The sequence below is a fragment of the Paenibacillus sp. NPDC101420 genome (genome assembly GCF_050277435.1).
Taxonomy (GTDB): Bacteria; Bacillota; Bacilli; order Paenibacillales; family Paenibacillaceae; genus Paenibacillus_AQ.
Map to the genome: position 1 here is coordinate 439309 of NZ_JBNNSE010000003.1, position 16695 is coordinate 456003.

At 45.9% G+C, this 16695-nt stretch carries 18 protein-coding genes and 1 riboswitch; all 18 genes read left to right on the plus strand.

The window, feature by feature from the left end:
- The first annotated feature begins 194 nt into the window (after positions 1 to 194).
- The 18 genes from ACQKMP_RS17165 (at position 195) to atpD (ending at position 16656) form a co-directional block, all read left to right on the plus strand.
- A complete protein-coding gene (locus ACQKMP_RS17165) occupies positions 195 to 1379 on the plus strand; it encodes an FtsW/RodA/SpoVE family cell cycle protein (protein ID WP_042192490.1) in 1185 nt (394 codons plus the stop codon).
- An 83-nt stretch (positions 1380 to 1462) separates the two neighbouring features.
- On the plus strand, positions 1463 to 2218 hold the full coding sequence (gene spoIIR / locus ACQKMP_RS17170) for a stage II sporulation protein R (RefSeq protein ID WP_339243793.1): 756 nt from the start codon (positions 1463 to 1465) through the stop codon (positions 2216 to 2218).
- A gap of 207 nt (positions 2219 to 2425) precedes the next feature.
- Positions 2426 to 3667, plus strand: coding sequence for an L-threonylcarbamoyladenylate synthase (locus ACQKMP_RS17175; RefSeq protein WP_042194638.1), 1242 nt, complete (start codon positions 2426 to 2428; stop codon positions 3665 to 3667).
- A gap of 127 nt (positions 3668 to 3794) precedes the next feature.
- Positions 3795 to 4367, plus strand: a complete 573-nt coding sequence (locus ACQKMP_RS17180; protein WP_042192488.1) for a manganese efflux pump MntP family protein — start codon at positions 3795 to 3797, stop codon at positions 4365 to 4367.
- 47 nt (positions 4368 to 4414) lie between these two features.
- Positions 4415 to 5002 (plus strand): low molecular weight protein arginine phosphatase, encoded by a 588-nt coding sequence (locus tag ACQKMP_RS17185; RefSeq protein WP_042192486.1) that lies wholly within the window; start codon positions 4415 to 4417, stop codon positions 5000 to 5002.
- A gap of 48 nt (positions 5003 to 5050) precedes the next feature.
- Positions 5051 to 5133: riboswitch (ZMP/ZTP riboswitch) on the plus strand.
- Positions 5134 to 5207: 74 nt separating this feature from the next.
- On the plus strand, positions 5208 to 5792 hold the full coding sequence (locus ACQKMP_RS17190; RefSeq protein ID WP_042192484.1) for a TIGR01440 family protein: 585 nt from the start codon (positions 5208 to 5210) through the stop codon (positions 5790 to 5792).
- A gap of 113 nt (positions 5793 to 5905) precedes the next feature.
- Complete coding sequence (gene glyA, locus ACQKMP_RS17195) at positions 5906 to 7153, plus strand: serine hydroxymethyltransferase (protein WP_042192482.1); 1248 nt, start codon at positions 5906 to 5908, stop codon at positions 7151 to 7153.
- A gap of 421 nt (positions 7154 to 7574) precedes the next feature.
- Positions 7575 to 8204 carry a uracil phosphoribosyltransferase gene (upp, locus tag ACQKMP_RS17200; protein ID WP_042131376.1) on the plus strand — a complete coding sequence of 210 codons (630 nt, stop codon included), beginning with the start codon at positions 7575 to 7577 and terminating at the stop codon, positions 8202 to 8204.
- Between the two features lie 60 nt (positions 8205 to 8264).
- Positions 8265 to 9425 (plus strand): non-hydrolyzing UDP-N-acetylglucosamine 2-epimerase, encoded by a 1161-nt coding sequence (wecB, locus tag ACQKMP_RS17205; RefSeq protein ID WP_042192480.1) that lies wholly within the window; start codon positions 8265 to 8267, stop codon positions 9423 to 9425.
- A gap of 177 nt (positions 9426 to 9602) precedes the next feature.
- Positions 9603 to 9836 (plus strand): AtpZ/AtpI family protein, encoded by a 234-nt coding sequence (locus ACQKMP_RS17210; protein WP_042192476.1) that lies wholly within the window; start codon positions 9603 to 9605, stop codon positions 9834 to 9836.
- Positions 9829 to 10206 (plus strand): ATP synthase subunit I, encoded by a 378-nt coding sequence (locus ACQKMP_RS17215; protein WP_042192473.1) that lies wholly within the window; start codon positions 9829 to 9831, stop codon positions 10204 to 10206. The genes ACQKMP_RS17210 and ACQKMP_RS17215 overlap by 8 nt, the downstream gene beginning before the upstream one ends.
- A 29-nt stretch (positions 10207 to 10235) precedes the next feature.
- Positions 10236 to 11003, plus strand: a complete 768-nt coding sequence (atpB, locus tag ACQKMP_RS17220; protein WP_042192471.1) for a F0F1 ATP synthase subunit A — start codon at positions 10236 to 10238, stop codon at positions 11001 to 11003.
- 104 nt (positions 11004 to 11107) lie between these two features.
- Complete coding sequence (atpE, locus tag ACQKMP_RS17225; RefSeq protein WP_039877624.1) at positions 11108 to 11320, plus strand: F0F1 ATP synthase subunit C; 213 nt, start codon at positions 11108 to 11110, stop codon at positions 11318 to 11320.
- 97 nt (positions 11321 to 11417) lie between these two features.
- A complete protein-coding gene (gene atpF, locus ACQKMP_RS17230) occupies positions 11418 to 11906 on the plus strand; it encodes a F0F1 ATP synthase subunit B (RefSeq protein ID WP_042131371.1) in 489 nt (162 codons plus the stop codon).
- Positions 11903 to 12454 (plus strand): F0F1 ATP synthase subunit delta, encoded by a 552-nt coding sequence (locus ACQKMP_RS17235; protein ID WP_042192468.1) that lies wholly within the window; start codon positions 11903 to 11905, stop codon positions 12452 to 12454. The genes atpF and ACQKMP_RS17235 overlap by 4 nt, the downstream gene beginning before the upstream one ends.
- 11 nt (positions 12455 to 12465) lie before the next feature.
- On the plus strand, positions 12466 to 13977 hold the full coding sequence (gene atpA / locus ACQKMP_RS17240; protein WP_427470121.1) for a F0F1 ATP synthase subunit alpha: 1512 nt from the start codon (positions 12466 to 12468) through the stop codon (positions 13975 to 13977).
- 147 nt (positions 13978 to 14124) lie between these two features.
- Positions 14125 to 14994: an ATP synthase F1 subunit gamma gene (atpG, locus tag ACQKMP_RS17245; protein ID WP_042131368.1), complete on the plus strand. Its 870-nt coding sequence runs from the start codon at positions 14125 to 14127 to the stop codon at positions 14992 to 14994.
- 261 nt (positions 14995 to 15255) lie between these two features.
- The gene (gene atpD, locus ACQKMP_RS17250; RefSeq protein ID WP_042192466.1) at positions 15256 to 16656 is read left to right on the plus strand and encodes a F0F1 ATP synthase subunit beta; all 1401 of its coding nucleotides are present in this window, start codon (positions 15256 to 15258) and stop codon (positions 16654 to 16656) included.
- The last annotated feature ends 39 nt before the right edge of the window (positions 16657 to 16695 follow it).

Below are 16695 nucleotides of genomic sequence, written 5' to 3' on the forward strand. Positions count from 1 at the left end.
AAATCAAAAGACAACCGTCAGAAACTCATCTTTTAAGGATGGGAACTGGCGGTTTTTTATTTTGGGAATTGAATCTCTGATATCGGGTGTATTACATAAATTTGGAATTGTGGCCTTGAATGCTCTACAATAGAAAGGAGAGACTTTCCTCAGGTGAGGGTGGTTGGAACCTTAATAGAGTAAGGGGTTTGCGTATGCTTAAAAAGCTCAAGAAGATCGATAGCGTGATTCTTATTGTTCTAGTTATGCTGATGGTGATTAGTATTCTTTCGATATACAGCGTGACTAATGGTAGATTAGTGCAGAAACTAGATGGGTTCCATCTACAAATGCTTAAATACTACATTGTAGGGTTTGTAGCGTTTTTTGTGCTTACCTTCGTGGACTATAGGATATTTGTTAAATATGCTCTTTATATTTACATCTTGGGTATTGGTCTGCTAGTGTCGGTTAGTTTTTTTGGTAAGGTAAAGAACGGTGCGCAATTAGGGCTAGAGATAGGTGGACTTAGCTTTCAACCTGCGGAGCTTTTTAAGTTGATATTGATTCTTTTACTCGCGTCCATACTGGTCCGTAAACAAGGAGCCACGCTAACCTTCTGGAAGGGAGTCGTTCCGCTGGCGCTTCTTACATTGCTCCCTTTTGCCATAGTTATTGTACAGAATGATCTCGGAAATGCGCTAAGCTACATCGTAATATTAATCGGTCTTCTATGGATCGGGAATATCAAAATTTCACATGCACTCATCGGATTACTAATCGTTGGCGGATTGGGTCTTGCAGGAATTCTGAGCTATATTCACTATCATGATGAAGCGGTATATTTTTTTGAGGAGACCCTTGGCAGGAAGCATTTAGTGGATCGTTTTGATCCTTGGCTCGTACCTGATTTGGCGTCAGATGATGCAAGCTATCACACGAAAAATGCTAAAGTGGCTATTGCCTCCGGAGGGATGAGCGGCGAGGGGTACATGCAAGGAAGCTCTGTGCAGAGTAACCGTGTTCCATATACCTATTCGGATGCCATATTCGTACAGGTTGCGGAGGAGTTTGGGTTTGTGGGTTCAGCACTGCTGCTGTTGCTCTTTTTCATTCTTCTTCATCGGATGATACTGATTGCTCTAGAGAGTAGGGAGCGTAGTGGCCCGTTTTTGATTATTGGAATTACGGCAATGCTGCTATATCAAATCTTAGAGAATATTGGAGCTTTTATCGGCCTAATGCCGCTTACGGGAATTACACTTCCGTTCATCAGTTATGGAGGCACATCTCTTTTAATTAATATGGCCTGCATGGGGATTGTAATGAGTGTGCATCTTTATGGTCGGGATGTTGAGGATGATTTGCAGTTGCCTAAGGCGCTTGCTGTAAAATTATAGATTTAATAGATTCATAGGTTTGCAGTCTCTCATCTCTGGACATACTACTAGCATGAGAGTTAAGAGGAGAGGGGCTGCGACAAATGAACGATAATCATATGGATAAAAGAGATTCCTTACGTGTAACTTTTAAGTATACTGCCATTTTAATTTGTTTTTTTATGATCGTTATCATGGCCTGGGAAGGTCAAAAAACCGATGCAGCAGTAGCCGAAGTATCGATTCCACAGGATTCTATCCGGCTGCGTATTCTGGCGAATTCGGACGGAACACAAGATCAACTAGTGAAGCGGCAAATCCGCGATACAATCGTAGAGCAAATGAACCAGTGGGTAACTGCACTTGAGGACCCACAGAGTTTAGAGCAGGCACGCGCTTTAATTAGAACTCATCTACCAGAGCTTAATGCACTGGTTGGATCGGAGCTAGAGAAACGTGGCATTCAATATTCTTATAACGTTGAGCTGGGTGTAGTTCCTTTTCCGACCAAATTATACGGTGGAACAGTCTATCCGGCCGGAGAATACGAGGCTGTGCGGGTTACGTTGGGCGAGGGAAAGGGTCAGAACTGGTGGTGTGTACTGTTTCCGCCGCTGTGCTTTATCGATGCGGGCTCCGGAGATGCAGCAGCGCCTGCTGCTAATAAAGGGGCGAAGACCGTCTCGGCTGCCGGGGCAGATAGCGGAGTTAAGGCGCAACCAGCAGTAGGAACAGCTGTACAAGCAGATTCTTCGGCGAAGGATGTTGCGGCAGCGGATTCCGCAGAGCCAGAGGTACGGTTCTTCGTTTGGGAACTGCTGCAAAACCTTTGGAACTGGATTAGCGGATTATGGTCGTAATGCTGGTGTTAGCCCTTTGGTTTTGTGGAAATGGTCTATAGTTTTGAATCTAGATATGTTACTATTTCATAAGCAGATCGACTGCGGCGCCTTCATTGGGGCCGCTTTTTGGTAAGATTAGAGTTAATGAACCTCCAGAGTATTTATCCTAAGATTGCAAGAAAAGCTATTGTTCAATATATATCCTGTAGAAAGCCTGTGATGAGAATGAATGAACCACACGACCCTTTATTCGCCGTTCAGCGGCGGAGTGGAAATAGAAATGAGACTGTATATTGGGTACTGGATTTGCTGGAAGATGCAGAATCGGATTCCGATGTGCTTCAGCCAAGTGAGGAGAATAAGTTAGCCATCGTGGAGGCGGCAGCCATGCTTCGTGAAGGTGGAACGGTCGCTTTTCCAACCGAAACGGTCTATGGACTTGGTGCGGATGCAAGGAATACTGCGGCAGTTGAGGCTGTTTTTGCGGCAAAAGGGCGACCGTCTGACAATCCCCTAATCGTGCATATTGCTGATCCAAGTGCTTTAGACGAGCTGGTTACAGAAGTGCATCCTACGGCTGCGGTATTGATGGATGCTTATTGGCCTGGACCGCTGACAGTTGTGCTTCCTGTTCGTGAGGGTGTTTTGTCACCCTGTGTAACGGCAGGACTGGACACGGTAGGTGTTCGTATGCCTGATCATCCGGTAGCTTTGGCGCTGATCAGTGCAGCGGGCTGTCCCGTTGCGGCACCTAGTGCTAACCGTTCCGGTCGTCCGAGTCCGACCTTAGCTTCACATGTGATGGAAGACTTGGCCGGATACATTGGCGGTGTACTTGATGGCGGCGCCGCCGGAGTTGGACTGGAGTCAACTGTGGTGCAGGTGCAGCCTGATGGAAAGGTTGCCGTGCTTCGCCCTGGTGGGATTACTTTGGAGCAGTTAGCTGCTGTAGTGGGAGCAGAAGCTATTGCTGCTGAGCCAGCTGTGGTTAAAGAATTTGGAACTTCCGCAGCAGCGGAAGCTCCAGTAGCCACTGCACCGAAGGAGCGCCACGGTGCAGAAGCTGTTTCCGACAGCTCGGCGCCACGCGCGCCGGGCATGAAATACACGCACTACGCGCCGCGCGGCTGGCTCGGTGTGGTGAGCGGATCTTCTCCGCAACGTGTTGCGGATGAAGCCGCGAGTCTACTTCAGGCGGCACAGCTGAACGGCGAAGTGACGGGCTTACTCCTCTTTGAGGAGCATAAGCCCCTCTATCCCGCCGATCCTGCCGCCTGCGTTCTTTCCCTCGGCTCGTTATCCTCGCCGGAGGAAGGGGCACGCTCCCTATATGCCGCACTGCGGCGCTTCGATGAAGCAGGAGCGACTTACATCTTGGCCGAGGCTTGTCCGCATACGGGCCTCGGCGTAGCTATTATGAACCGGCTTATGAAGGCAGCCGGTGGTTCCGTCATTGACGCCGGATAGCTACGGCGACCTTTCTATCCGGCTATAGTGCAGGTTCTTCGAATCTGAAATCTCTTATGAAGTCATGATTACCCCCTTGTCCGCATATCGTTGTTGTACAAGATATTTCGGACTTGGGGGGTTAAGCATGGGCATAGGAGATGTATATGCCGGTTGGGGGCAGACAGTTACTATTGCTATAATGGCGATTGCATTAGGGATGGATGCCTTTTCGCTCGGAGTAGGGATCGGGATGAAGGGGATTCGTCTGCTGCATATTCTGCAAATGAGTGTGCTCATTGCTTTTTTTCATATGCTGATGCCTCTTCTAGGTTTATTAACTGGAAGTTATGTCGGACATTTGCTAGGTCAAGTAACAACTTATGCCGCAGGAGGGCTACTTGTGCTGTTAGGCGGACACATGGTGTATAACTCCTTTCGTCCGGAAGTGGTAGGTACGCGAGCTATGAATCACCGAACCTTATGGGGAATGCTGCTTCTATCACTCAGTGTAAGTGTGGATTCTTTTTCCGTTGGGGTATCCTTAGGGATGTTTGTGAATGGTGTGCTTCTGACTATACTAGCTTTTGGTGCCTGTGGAGGTCTGATGTCAATTATCGGCTTGCTTCTTGGGCGGCATGTCAGTCGTGGACTCGGAGAATATGGGGAAGCATTGGGCGGGGCTATTTTATTGGGGTTTGGCTTGCTATTCATCTTTTGATACAATAACGGCATTACAATATTTTAATTTCATGGGGGTGCAAAAGCATGCTGCATATTTTATTCGTCTGCACCGGTAATACATGCCGTAGTCCTATGGCTGAGGGGCTTTTGCGAAAGCTTGCGAAGGAACGTGGAATCGACCTGGAAGTGCGGTCTGCAGGTGTATCTGCCATTTCTGGTACTTCTATATCGAGACATGCTGCAGCTATTTTGCAGGAAGAAGGCATTCATGATCATTTAGAGTCGTCGCAATTAACGGGGCAATCCGTCGCTTGGGCCGATCTTGTGCTTACCTTAACCAGTGGACATAAGCAGCATTTGTTACAGTATTTTCCGGATGCCGTAACAAAAACATATACATTGAAGGAATACGTGCATAATGAAGAAGCTGTGACTGAGGATATTAAAGAATTGGACAGCCTTTATGCAGATGCTGAGTTAAGCATAGCTCTAGGTGGTGAACCCAACGCAACGGATCTACAACGAATGATTGAAATCCGCCAGCGTATCCCAAGCTTTGATATTTCTGATCCATTCGGGGGTACGCGTGAAGATTATGAGCTTACTGCTGCTGAGATTCGCACTTCGTTGTTTAGTTTATTAGATAAACTGGAATCCTTACGCCATTTGTAAATGGTTGATTTTCAGTCCGCTTTGCTTTAAGATAAAAGTACAACTAATCGGTTCCGATGTAACTGGCGACAAATGTGGATCAAACCACGATGGAGCATCGGAATAAACGGCCGGTCGCCTGGGCAAAAGAGCAAATCCGCAGCTACCTGCGGACTGCTCTTTTTTGTTTAAATGAAGCTTGTTGGAAGCTTGAGGAGGTAGGGTGATGGACAAAGTTGTGGAGTTATCTTTAACTGAAGCTACTGTCACTGTGTTAAGGGAGTTGGCGGAAGCTGGTAACCTTGGATCTGGTAAAATTGTTGTCCTAGGAGTTAGCACAAGTGAGGTCGCTGGTGTCCGTATTGGAACCGGTGGTGCGCTTGAAGTCGCACAGCAACTGCTTGAAGGGGCTCGTTTGGTCGCAGCGGAAAAAGGATTTCATCTCGTTTATCAGTGCTGTGAGCATCTGAATCGTGCGCTTGTAATGGAACGCTCATTGCTAGAGTCGCTTGGGCTAAGTGAAGTTTCAGCTGTACCTATACCGGGTGCTGGCGGTTCGATGGCTGCGGCTGCCTATCGCTCTATGAAAGATCCTGTTCTGGCGGAAACGATAGAAGCACATGCTGGCTTAGACATTGGTGAGACTCTTATAGGTATGCATTTGCGCCGCGTGGCAGTTCCTTTTCGACCGACCTTACGGTACATTGGAGCAGCTAGAGTGAACGCGGCATGGACCAGACCTCCGCTTATTGGCGGCGAACGTGCGGTTTACCGTACTCTTGAACAGAGTGGTTCACAGGTTTGTGATTGATGAACTTAGATTTATGTTTTTGCAGAAACGTAGACCTAAAGCTTTTTCGTGGCGGGCAAATCGTTTCTATTTAAATACAACATATCTACACACACTAGGGAGGAAATAAGAACATGGAACAATTACGTAAGAGTGACCCGGCAGTACTGGAAGCAATGGAACTGGAACTGAAACGTCAGCGTGCCAACATTGAGCTTATTGCCTCAGAGAATATCGTTAGCGAAGCCGTAATGGAAGCCATGGGCTCAGTGCTTACGAACAAATATGCAGAAGGCTATCCAGGCAAACGGTATTATGGTGGCTGTGAAGATGTGGATATCGTTGAGAATCTGGCTCGTGATCGTGCAAAAGAATTGTTCGGTGCGGAACATGTCAACGTACAGCCTCACTCTGGAGCACAAGCGAATATGGCTGTATATCTCGCTGCACTTAACCCGGGCGACACGGTTCTTGGCATGAACTTGGCGCATGGCGGACATTTAACGCATGGTAGTCCAGTAAATGCTTCTGGATTACTCTATAACTTCGTAGCTTATGGTGTACAAGAAGATACTTTCCTAATTGATTATGACGAAGTGCGCAAAGCAGCCTTCAAGCACCGTCCTAAGTTGATTGTTGCTGGTGCAAGTGCGTATCCGCGCATTATTGATTTCGAAAAACTTGGTGCTATCGCCAATGATGTCGGCGCGTTGTTTATGGTAGATATGGCCCATATCGCAGGGCTTGTTGCTGCTGGTCTTCACCCGAGCCCGGTTCCTCATGCTCATTTCGTTACAACTACAACACATAAGACTTTACGCGGTCCCCGCGGAGGTATGATTATGTGCAGACAGCCATGGGCAGCTGCTATCGATAAAGCCGTATTCCCGGGTTCCCAAGGTGGACCGCTGATGCATGTCATTGCTTCAAAAGCAGTCGCATTCGGCGAAGCTTTGCTGCCATCCTTTAAGACTTATGCTGAGAATGTAGTGAAGAATGCAAATGTTCTCGCAGAAACACTGATTAGCGAAGGGGTTAACATTGTATCCGGTGGTACAGATAACCACTTGATGTTGCTTGATACACGTAACCTGAACATTACCGGAAAAGATGCGGAAAAAGTACTAGATTCCATCGGAATCACTGTGAATAAAAACGCAATTCCATTTGATCCTACAAGTCCTTTCGTAACAAGTGGAATTCGTATTGGTACACCTGCGGTTACTTCCCGTGGTATGGACGAGCAAGCTATGGTGGTTATTGGCCGCATTATAGCTAATGTTCTGAAGAATCCGAAGGATGAAGTGAAATTAGCTGAGGCAGCTCGTCAAGTTGCTGATTTGACGGATCAGTACCCACTTTATCCAGAACTGAAGTACTAGTTCTTACTCGTATTCATTAATAAATTCACCTCCACCGAGTCCTGATTTTAGGGTTTGGTGGAGGTTTTTTGTTGTTTATTGTTCACAATATTACATGGGTGAATTGATGGAAAAACATGAAATCAATCATGAAAGTTCATGGAACTTTCATAAACAATAGTGAAAAAAATGTGAATAGTATGAAAAGTGCAAATTTGCACAACCTAATCTAGGTTTTATTCCTGAAAAGGCAACGGAATTACCAATCCTTACCTTTATAAGCTAAGGAAAACACAAGGGTAGGGGTTCAATATGGGTACATGTGCCTTTCTAGGTGAAATGCGGCGATGGGAATGCTATAATAGACAGGATTTAGCCATAGAGAAGCAAAAGCGCTTTCTAGGGTTATAGACACGACTTACAATTACCGGAGGGACAGGAAATGGGAAAATTGGTGATTTGCGATCATCCTTTAATTCAACACAAACTAACATTTATTCGCGACGTAAGAACAAACACGAAGGATTTCAGAGAGCATGTTGACGAAGTTGCCACATTGATGGCTTATGAGATAACACGTGATATTCCTCTAGAAACCATTACAGTACAAACACCGGTCACTGAAACGGAAAGTAAAGTGATTTCTGGAAGAATGCTTGGGCTTATCCCTATTCTTCGTGCTGGTCTGGGTATGCTTGAGGGCGTTCTGAAGCTTCTTCCAGCTGCTAAAGTAGGACATGTTGGCTTATTCCGTGATCCGGACACGCTTCAACCGGTTGAGTATTACATCAAGCTTCCTACAGATGTACAGGAACGTGAGCTGATCGTAATTGATCCAATGCTAGCTACGGGGGGATCTGCGATTGCTGCTATTACCTCGCTGAAGAAGCGTGGCTGTACACAAATTAAAATGATGAACCTGATTGCAGCTCCAGAAGGTGTTGCTGCGGTTCAAGAGGCTCACCCAGATGTTGATATTTATGTGGCTGCGCTTGACGATCATTTGAATGAGCATGGATATATCGTTCCGGGACTTGGCGATGCTGGAGATCGTTTGTACGGAACTAAGTAAATAGTAATTCGTAATAGGATATAAGAAATTTGTTTATTTTTTGATGAGAGGGTAGGGGTTATGTCCAAAATTAAAGTGATGACTATTTTCGGAGTGCGCCCCGAGGCGATCAAGATGGCTCCTCTAGTTCTTGAACTGAAGAAGCATCCTGAGCACATCGAGTCAATTGTATGTGTAACAGCACAGCACAGGGAGTTGCTCGATCAAGTGTTGGAAGTGTTCAATATCACTCCTGATTACGATCTGGATGTGATGAAGGACCGTCAGACGCTTAATGAGATTACTATTCGAGTGCTTGAAGGCCTGGAGCCTGTACTCAGAGAGGTTAAACCTGATCTCGTATTGGTGCACGGGGACACATTAACGACGTTCCTTGCAAGCTATGCCTCTTTCCTGCAGCAAATTCAGGTTGGGCACGTAGAAGCAGGACTTCGGACATGGAACAAATTGTCTCCGTATCCTGAAGAAATGAACCGTCAGCTTACAGGTGTATTAGCAGACCTGCATTTCGCTCCAACGGATTGGTCAGCTAGTAATCTGAGACATGAGAACAAAAAAGAATCAAGTATTTATATCACAGGCAACACTGTAACCGATGTGTTTCAATATACCGTACAGCCTGATTACCGGCATCCTGTTTTGGATTTTGCTTCAGGAAAAAAACTTATTTTGATGACTGCTCACCGTAGAGAATCGCAAGGTGAACCGCATCGGAATATCTTCCGGGCTGTCAAAAGAATCGCTGATGAATTCGAAGATGTAGCCATTGTTTATCCTGTGCATCCGAGTCCTGCCGTTAAGGAACCTGCACATGAAATTTTGGGTGGACATCCAAGAATTAAGCTGATTGATCCGCTGGATGTCGTGGATTTGCATAATTTTTATCCGCATACCCACTTGATATTGACCGATTCTGGCGGTTTACAAGAGGAAGCTCCTTCATACGGAGTACCAGTACTTGTGCTTCGTGATACGACGGAGCGTCCTGAAGGGATAGACGCTGGAACGCTAGAACTTGTGGGCACGGACGAGGAGAAGGTGTATGCACGGACACATGCTCTTTTGACTGATAATGAGCTCTATCAGTCGATGAGTCGGGCCGCCAACCCGTACGGAGATGGCAAAGCCTCCCAACGAATTGTCAATGCGATTTTGCACCATTTTGGTGTAAATAAGGAGCGTCCTGAAGAGTTTCACAGAATGTTCACAAAAAATAAATAATTTCATTTAAAGTAATATCTGATCTGATTAAAATCAACATACAGTGAAACTGTACGGTTTATATGGTTTTGGAACATTTTGCTGTGATTATTTTCATGTTTTCAAGGGTTTTTGGGCAATGTTCAATGAATTGACAAAGACTCCAGAAATTCAGTAAAATTAGTTGGGATTGTAGCCATGAAAGAACAAAATAGCAGGGACAGCTTGTTACAGACCGCGCTTATCATTGGAAGTGCAGGCACTATACTCGCCGCTTACATTGTTATTGGTTTTTTTGCGGCAAGGTGGCTGAAAGACTTGATGGAGGGGCCAAAATATTGGCTCGCTATTGGCACTATAACCGGAATGATTCTGGGAATTGTGAACGTCGTCCTGTTAATTAAAAAATTTTTGGGGGAGCAGAATGGATAATATGACTCCCATGATCAATACCGTCACTAGAGTTACGCTCGTCCTTATGGCAGGACTCTTAATGGGCTGGGCGCTTCATCATGAGACCAGGGATTTTACACTGGGCATGACTCTGGGTCTGGTGGCGGGATTGGTAAACTTTCGTTATCTGGCCGTCAAGGTTCGACGGGTAACGCAGTCGATTGCGAGCAACGAAGGGAATGCCTTCAGCCTCGGTTTTGTTACACGGATTAGCTTCGCAATTTTGGTCACCATGTTCGCGGTCAAGATTGAGCATTTCTCCCTGGTAGCAACTGTTTCAGGCGTATTCATTCCTCAGCTTCTCGCCATTCCTGCGGGGATATATCTGAGTGTGAAGAACAAACTTTAACCAGATTAAAGAGAAAGGGGGATGATACTATGCATGAGATGCCGAAAATCTTTGTCGGGGGAATACCGATAGATATATCAGCCGTATTGATGCTTCTGATCAGTTGTACAGTAGTATTTGTGCTGGTGATGCTGTCGGTTCGTAAGCTTTCGGTTGAGAATCCATCTAAGCTTCAGAATTTTATGGAATGGGTTGTTGAATTTGTAGAGGGTGTCATAAGCAGTGCCATGGACCTGAAGAAAGGAAAACCTTACATATCTTTGGGGCTAACGTTGATTCTGTTTATCTTTGTTTCCAACCTTCTTGGATTGCCTTTCTCAGTTGTAACTGAAGCACATGGACCTGTAACTGTGTTTGGCCATGTGATTGAAGCAACCAGGAACTTGGCGCATGGTGATCATGTTGAGATCTTATGGTACAAGTCGCCGACTGCTGACATTAATATCACTGCAGGATTGGCAATTATTGTGTTTATACTGATGAACTTCCTGGGCATTAAGCTCAACGGCAAGCATTATTTCAAACACTATATTGAGCCGTTTCCAATCTTTTTGCCACTGAACATTATCGAGAACCTGGCAAAACCAGTAGCGCTGGCTATTCGTCTATTTGCTAACATTTTTGCCGGAGAAGTACTGATTACAGTCATTTTGAAGCTGGGGATTCTCAGTATTCCGTTCCTGGCTGTATGGCAAGGCTTCAGTATTTTCGTCGGGGCACTACAAGCGTTTATCTTTACGATTCTGACGATGGTTTATATCGCACAGATGACGATTCACGAAGAAGAAGCACATTAATGAACTGCTGCGAAGGGAACGGTTATTGTCTAATTTTCTTTCGCGGGAGATATCTTATATCATTAAACACATTATGAACCGAAATTAAAGGAGGATATTTACAAATGGAATTTTTAGCAGCAGCAATAGCGGTTGGATTGGGTGCACTTGGCGCAGGTCTTGGTAACGGTATGATCGTTAGTAGAACAGTTGAGTCCATCGCTCGTCAACCAGAAGCTCGTAACGCGCTTCAAACAACAATGTTTATCGGTGTAGGTATCGTCGAAGTTATTCCGTTGGCAGCAACAGTTATCGCATTCCTGATCATGTTTTCTTAATAAACCGTATTTACGGTTTGGCGGGGACGGCCGATGCCATCCGCGCCTTACTTTTGTATACGTCCGCATGACGCGGTAACGGAAGGGAGTGACCTCAGTGGAAATTGTTTGGACAAACATCGTATTTTCAATTGTAGCCTTTGGGATTCTATATTTCTTGCTCAGTAAGTATGCGTTCAGCAAACTGTTCGCAGTTATGGAGAAACGCCGTGAGCTGGTAATGCAGCAAATGGATGAAGCTGCGAAGACTAGAGAGCAAGCGGTCGCGTATGTGGAAGAGCAGAAGCAGGCGCTGAACAGTGCACGCCAGGAAGCTCAACAGATTATTCAACAATCGCAAATTACTAGTAATCAACAGGTAGAACAAGCTTTGGCGCAAGCTAAAGTTGAAGCTGCACGCGTCAAAGAAGAGGCCGTGCGCGATATCGAGAACGAGAAGAATAAAGCAGTGGAAGAGTTGCGCAGCGAAATTGGAACGGCATCTGTTCGTATTGCTTCTAAACTTCTTAAGAAAGAAGTTAGTGCTAGCAGTGAGCAGGAGCAGCTTGTGAACCAATACCTCAATGAGGTAGGAGGCCGATCATGAGCCGCGATACGGTAGTTGCCAAGCGCTACGCTAAAGCATTGTACAGTGCAGCGGTAGAGAAGGGGATTACCCTTGAAGTAGAAGAACAGCTCAAGGCAGTGGTCGAAGTATTACATTTAGACCAAGAGGTACAGCGGTTTATTCTTGCACCACGTATCTCGGAGTCCGACAAGCTGAAAGTGCTGCGCACAGCACTTCAAGATAAGCTCTCTCCTATTGTAATGAACATTGTAGAACTGTTAGTAGAGCGAGGCAGAACCGATATTTTTGCCGAACTGCTGGATACGTATATCAAGATTGAAGGAGACGCTCTTGGCATTGGTGATGCTAAGGTATACTCCGTTTATTCTTTAAGTGAAGAAGAACAAGCGGCTGTAGCTGCAGAATTCGGCCAGCTCGTAAACCGTAAAATTCGGGTTACGAATGTGGTCGATCCAAGCCTGCTGGGAGGACTGAAGGTTTATATCGGCGATACGCTGTATGACGGAAGTCTTTCTAGTAAATTGGAACGTCTCGAGAAATCCTTTAATGATAAGCATAGAAGATAGGGGTGAGGATATTGGGCATCAGACCTGAAGAGATCAGCACTTTGATCAAAAGTCAAATTGAGCAATATAAAGCCGATATCGAAGTTGCCGAAGTGGGCACCGTCATTCAAGTCGGAGACGGTATCGCTCGTGTCTACGGTCTGGAAAACGCAATGGCAGGCGAGTTGCTAGAGTTCTCCAACGGTGTAGTGGGCATGGCGCTCAATCTGGAAGAAAGCAACGTCGGTGTTGTTATTCTGGGTGAGTACAAGGAAATTCGTGAAGGCGATCAAGTAAAACGTACTGGACAAATCATGCAAGTTCCAGTTGGAGAGGCCCTTCTGGGTCGTGTTGTTAACGCACTCGGTATGCCGCTTGACGGTAAAGGCCCAATCCAAACGACGGAGTTCCGTCCGGTTGAGAATAACGCTCCTGGTGTTATCGACCGTAAATCGGTTCATGAGCCAATGCAAACTGGCCTTAAAGCGATTGATGCGATGGTACCAATTGGTCGTGGACAACGCGAACTTATCATTGGTGACCGGCAAACAGGTAAGACTGCAATCGCAATCGATGCGATTATCAACCAAAAAGGCAACGGAATGAAATGTATTTATGTTGCCATTGGACAAAAACAATCCACAGTAGCACAGGTTGTAGAAACTCTCCGCCGTCATGGCGCGTTGGAATATACAATCGTTGTAACTGCTTCGGCTTCAGAGCCATCCCCGCTGTTGTATATTGCTCCATACGCAGGTTGCGCAATGGGCGAGTACTTTATGTACAAGGGCGAACACGTACTGATCATTTATGATGACCTTTCAAAACAAGCTTCGGCTTATCGCGAATTGTCCTTGCTGCTTCGTCGTCCACCGGGTCGTGAAGCGTTCCCTGGTGACGTGTTCTACTTGCACTCCCGTCTTTTGGAACGTGCGGCTAAGCTTAGTGATGAGCTTGGTGGTGGTTCATTAACCGCGCTTCCGTTCATCGAAACACAAGCATCTGACGTATCGGCTTATATTCCTACGAACGTAATCTCGATTACAGATGGTCAAATCTTCCTTGAATCCGATCTGTTCTACTCTGGTCAACGTCCGGCGATCAACGTCGGTATCTCCGTTTCCCGTGTAGGGGGCTCCGCTCAGATTAAAGCGATGAAGAAGGTAGCTGGCTCGCTCCGTTTGGATCTTGCTCAATATCGTGAACTTCAAGCTTTCTCACAGTTTGGCTCAGATCTTGATAAATCTACGCTTGCTCGTCTGAATCGCGGAGCACGTATGATGGAAGTTCTGAAACAAGGTGTAAATCAGCCGTTGTCTGTTGAGCACCAAGTGCTTAGCTTGTACACAGCTGTAAAGGGATACTTGGATGATATTCCTGTTAAAGACGTAAAACGTTTTGAAAAGGAATTCCTTGCTTACATGGACAGCAGTGCTGCTGAAGTTGCTCAATCCATCAGAGATACCAAGGATTTGACAGCAGATAACGAAGCCGCTCTTAAATCAGCGATTGATAAATTTAAAAGAGGCTTTGCTACTAGCTAATCGTACTTAAACGAATCTTACTAAGTGAGCTTTGGCTCTGCCGAAGCTCAGGCTATTACTTATAAAGTAGGCTTTGAATTCGTCAAAGCTAAGAAGATGCTTACGAAGTTAGCTTTGACTTCGTCAAAGCTTTAAGGTGGTGAAATCATGGCAAGAAGCATGCGTGATATTAAACGTCAAATTAAGAGTGTTCAAAACACAAGACAGATCACAAAAGCGATGGAAATGGTAGCCGCCTCCAAGCTGAGAAAAGCCCAGGAGAAGGCAATTGCCGCCCGTCCTTATGCTGAGAAGCTGAAAGAGGTTGTATCGAGCATTGCTGCCGGTACAGAAGGCGTTCAGCATCCCATGCTGGTCAGTCGCCCTGTGAAAAAAACTGGTTATCTTATCGTGACCTCTGATAGAGGGCTTGCGGGAGGATACAACGCTAATATTTTACGTAAGGTGACGATGCTCATCGCGGAACGACATAAATCCAAAGATGAGTACGCCTTGTTCGTTATCGGTCGTAAAGGCCGTGACTTCTTACGCCGCCGTGAATATCCGATTGTACAGGAAGTTACTGAGCTATCGGATGCGCCGAAATTTGCTGACATTAAGTCTATTGCTAATTCGGCAGTACAACAGTTTGTAGATGGTACGTATGATGAGTTGTACGTTTGCTACAACCAATTCGTCAATGCGATTACCCAGATCCCAACCGTTGATCGACTGTTGCCTATGGAAGGCGTAGGAAATCATGAGCATCATGAAGCGACTGCAAATTACGAATATGAACCTTCACCAGAAGGCGTACTCGAAGTACTACTTCCGAAATACGCCGAAACTTTGATTTATAGCGCAATTCTGGATGGCAAGGCCAGTGAGCTGGGTGCGAAAATGACAGCGATGGGCAGTGCAACAAAGAACGCGTCGAAAATGATCGGAGAACTTACCCTTACGTACAACCGTGCCCGTCAGGCGGCAATTACGCAGGAAATTACCGAGATCGTGGCCGGAGCGAACGCTCAGTCTTAAAAATACAAGAACAGTTAAGCAACGTGCTTGACTTGCCTTGTATTTTACGAGAAACAGTGCCGCATGGAGCGATACATAGTATCGCCCGCTTCTGGAGTATGGCTCCTTAAGAACGGCACTGCAGTTCTTCTTAAAATATAAGAAAGTATAGGTTTTACACTATACAAAATGCTTATATTTCTACGAGAAACGGTTGTCATCTTTATAAGACGACAGCGTCGTTTCTTCTTGATGTAACAGCTTTCGAGGAGGGAAATGAAGATGAACAAAGGACGCGTTGTAAGCATTATGGGTCCGGTTGTCGATATTGAATTTGAACGCGGCCAATTGCCCGAGATATTCAACGCTATCAAAATTGAAACCGTCTTGGACAATGGTCGCCAGATTAACCTAACACTTGAGGTTTCCAATCACTTGGGAGACAATTTGGTACGTTGTATCGCGATGTCTTCTACAGATGGTCTGGTTCGCGGACTGGATGCGATTGACCAAGGTGGTCCTATTTCGGTTCCTGTAGGGGAAGCGACATTAGGCCGGGTATTTAACGTACTTGGAAATCCAATTGATAACGCTGGTGAAGTTGTTGCTGAAATAAAGAACCCGATTCACCGTTTGGCTCCGACATTTGATGAATTGTCGACACAAGCCGAAATTTTGGAAACGGGTATTAAAGTTATCGACTTGCTTGCACCTTACGCTAAAGGCGGTAAAGTTGGTCTGTTCGGCGGTGCCGGTGTAGGTAAAACAGTAACGATTCAAGAATTGATTAATAACATTGCCCAAGAACACGGCGGTATTTCCGTATTCGCGGGTGTGGGTGAACGTACTCGTGAAGGTAATGACCTTTATCACGAAATGACGGACTCCGGCGTTATTAAGAAAACAGCAATGGTGTTCGGACAAATGAATGAGCCCCCAGGCGCGCGTCTGCGCGTAGCTTTGACCGGTCTTACTATGGCGGAATATTTCCGTGATGTAGAAGGTCGCGATACGCTGCTCTTTATCGATAATATATTCCGCTTTACCCAAGCGGGTTCCGAAGTATCCGCTCTTCTCGGACGTATGCCGTCCGCGGTAGGTTACCAACCAACCCTGGCTACTGAAATGGGTCAGTTGCAAGAGCGTATCACTTCTACCAAAAAAGGCTCCGTTACTTCCATTCAAGCAATCTACGTACCAGCGGATGACTACACTGACCCTGCTCCGGCAACGGCGTTTGCTCACTTGGATGCAACAACTAACCTTGAGCGTAAGATTTCCGAGAAGGGGATTTTTCCAGCGGTTGATCCACTGGCTTCCAGCTCGCGTCTGCTAGCTCCTGAAATTGTTGGTGAAGAGCATTACAATGTGGCACAAGGTGTTAAACAATTGCTGCAACGTTATACCGAACTTCAAGACATCATTGCCATCTTGGGTATGGATGAATTGAGTGAGGATGATAAGGTTATCGTAGCTCGTGCTCGTAAAGTTGAGCGGTTCCTGTCACAGCCTTTCCACGTAGCTGAACAGTTTACCGGCTTCAAGGGTAAATACGTGCCAATCAAAGAAACTGTACGTAGCTTTAAGGAAATCCTGGATGGTAAGCATGATGATCTTCCAGAAGCAGCGTTCCTTTTTGTGGGTACAATCGAAGAAGCGGTTGAAAAAGCGAAATCGATGTAACACTGAGCTTAGTGAATGCTTTCGAAGCGGGCTTTACTT

Bases quoted from the DNA above. Each gene is read 5' to 3' on its own strand.
- upp (WP_042131376.1), top strand. From the start codon at position 7,575: ATGGGAAAATTGGTGATTTGCGATCATCCTTTAATTCAACACAAACTA.
- spoIIR (WP_339243793.1), top strand. From the start codon at position 1,463: ATGAACGATAATCATATGGATAAAAGAGATTCCTTACGTGTAACTTTT.
- atpE (WP_039877624.1), top strand. From the start codon at position 11,108: ATGGAATTTTTAGCAGCAGCAATAGCGGTTGGATTGGGTGCACTTGGC.
- wecB (WP_042192480.1), top strand. From the start codon at position 8,265: ATGTCCAAAATTAAAGTGATGACTATTTTCGGAGTGCGCCCCGAGGCG.
- ACQKMP_RS17165 (WP_042192490.1), top strand. From the start codon at position 195: ATGCTTAAAAAGCTCAAGAAGATCGATAGCGTGATTCTTATTGTTCTA.
- ACQKMP_RS17215 (WP_042192473.1), top strand. From the start codon at position 9,829: ATGGATAATATGACTCCCATGATCAATACCGTCACTAGAGTTACGCTC.
- ACQKMP_RS17190 (WP_042192484.1), top strand. From the start codon at position 5,208: ATGGACAAAGTTGTGGAGTTATCTTTAACTGAAGCTACTGTCACTGTG.
- ACQKMP_RS17235 (WP_042192468.1), top strand. From the start codon at position 11,903: ATGAGCCGCGATACGGTAGTTGCCAAGCGCTACGCTAAAGCATTGTAC.
- ACQKMP_RS17175 (WP_042194638.1), top strand. From the start codon at position 2,426: ATGAATGAACCACACGACCCTTTATTCGCCGTTCAGCGGCGGAGTGGA.
- atpD (WP_042192466.1), top strand. From the start codon at position 15,256: ATGAACAAAGGACGCGTTGTAAGCATTATGGGTCCGGTTGTCGATATT.
- ACQKMP_RS17185 (WP_042192486.1), top strand. From the start codon at position 4,415: ATGCTGCATATTTTATTCGTCTGCACCGGTAATACATGCCGTAGTCCT.
- ACQKMP_RS17180 (WP_042192488.1), top strand. From the start codon at position 3,795: ATGGGCATAGGAGATGTATATGCCGGTTGGGGGCAGACAGTTACTATT.
- ACQKMP_RS17210 (WP_042192476.1), top strand. From the start codon at position 9,603: ATGAAAGAACAAAATAGCAGGGACAGCTTGTTACAGACCGCGCTTATC.
- atpB (WP_042192471.1), top strand. From the start codon at position 10,236: ATGCATGAGATGCCGAAAATCTTTGTCGGGGGAATACCGATAGATATA.
- glyA (WP_042192482.1), top strand. From the start codon at position 5,906: ATGGAACAATTACGTAAGAGTGACCCGGCAGTACTGGAAGCAATGGAA.
- atpG (WP_042131368.1), top strand. From the start codon at position 14,125: ATGGCAAGAAGCATGCGTGATATTAAACGTCAAATTAAGAGTGTTCAA.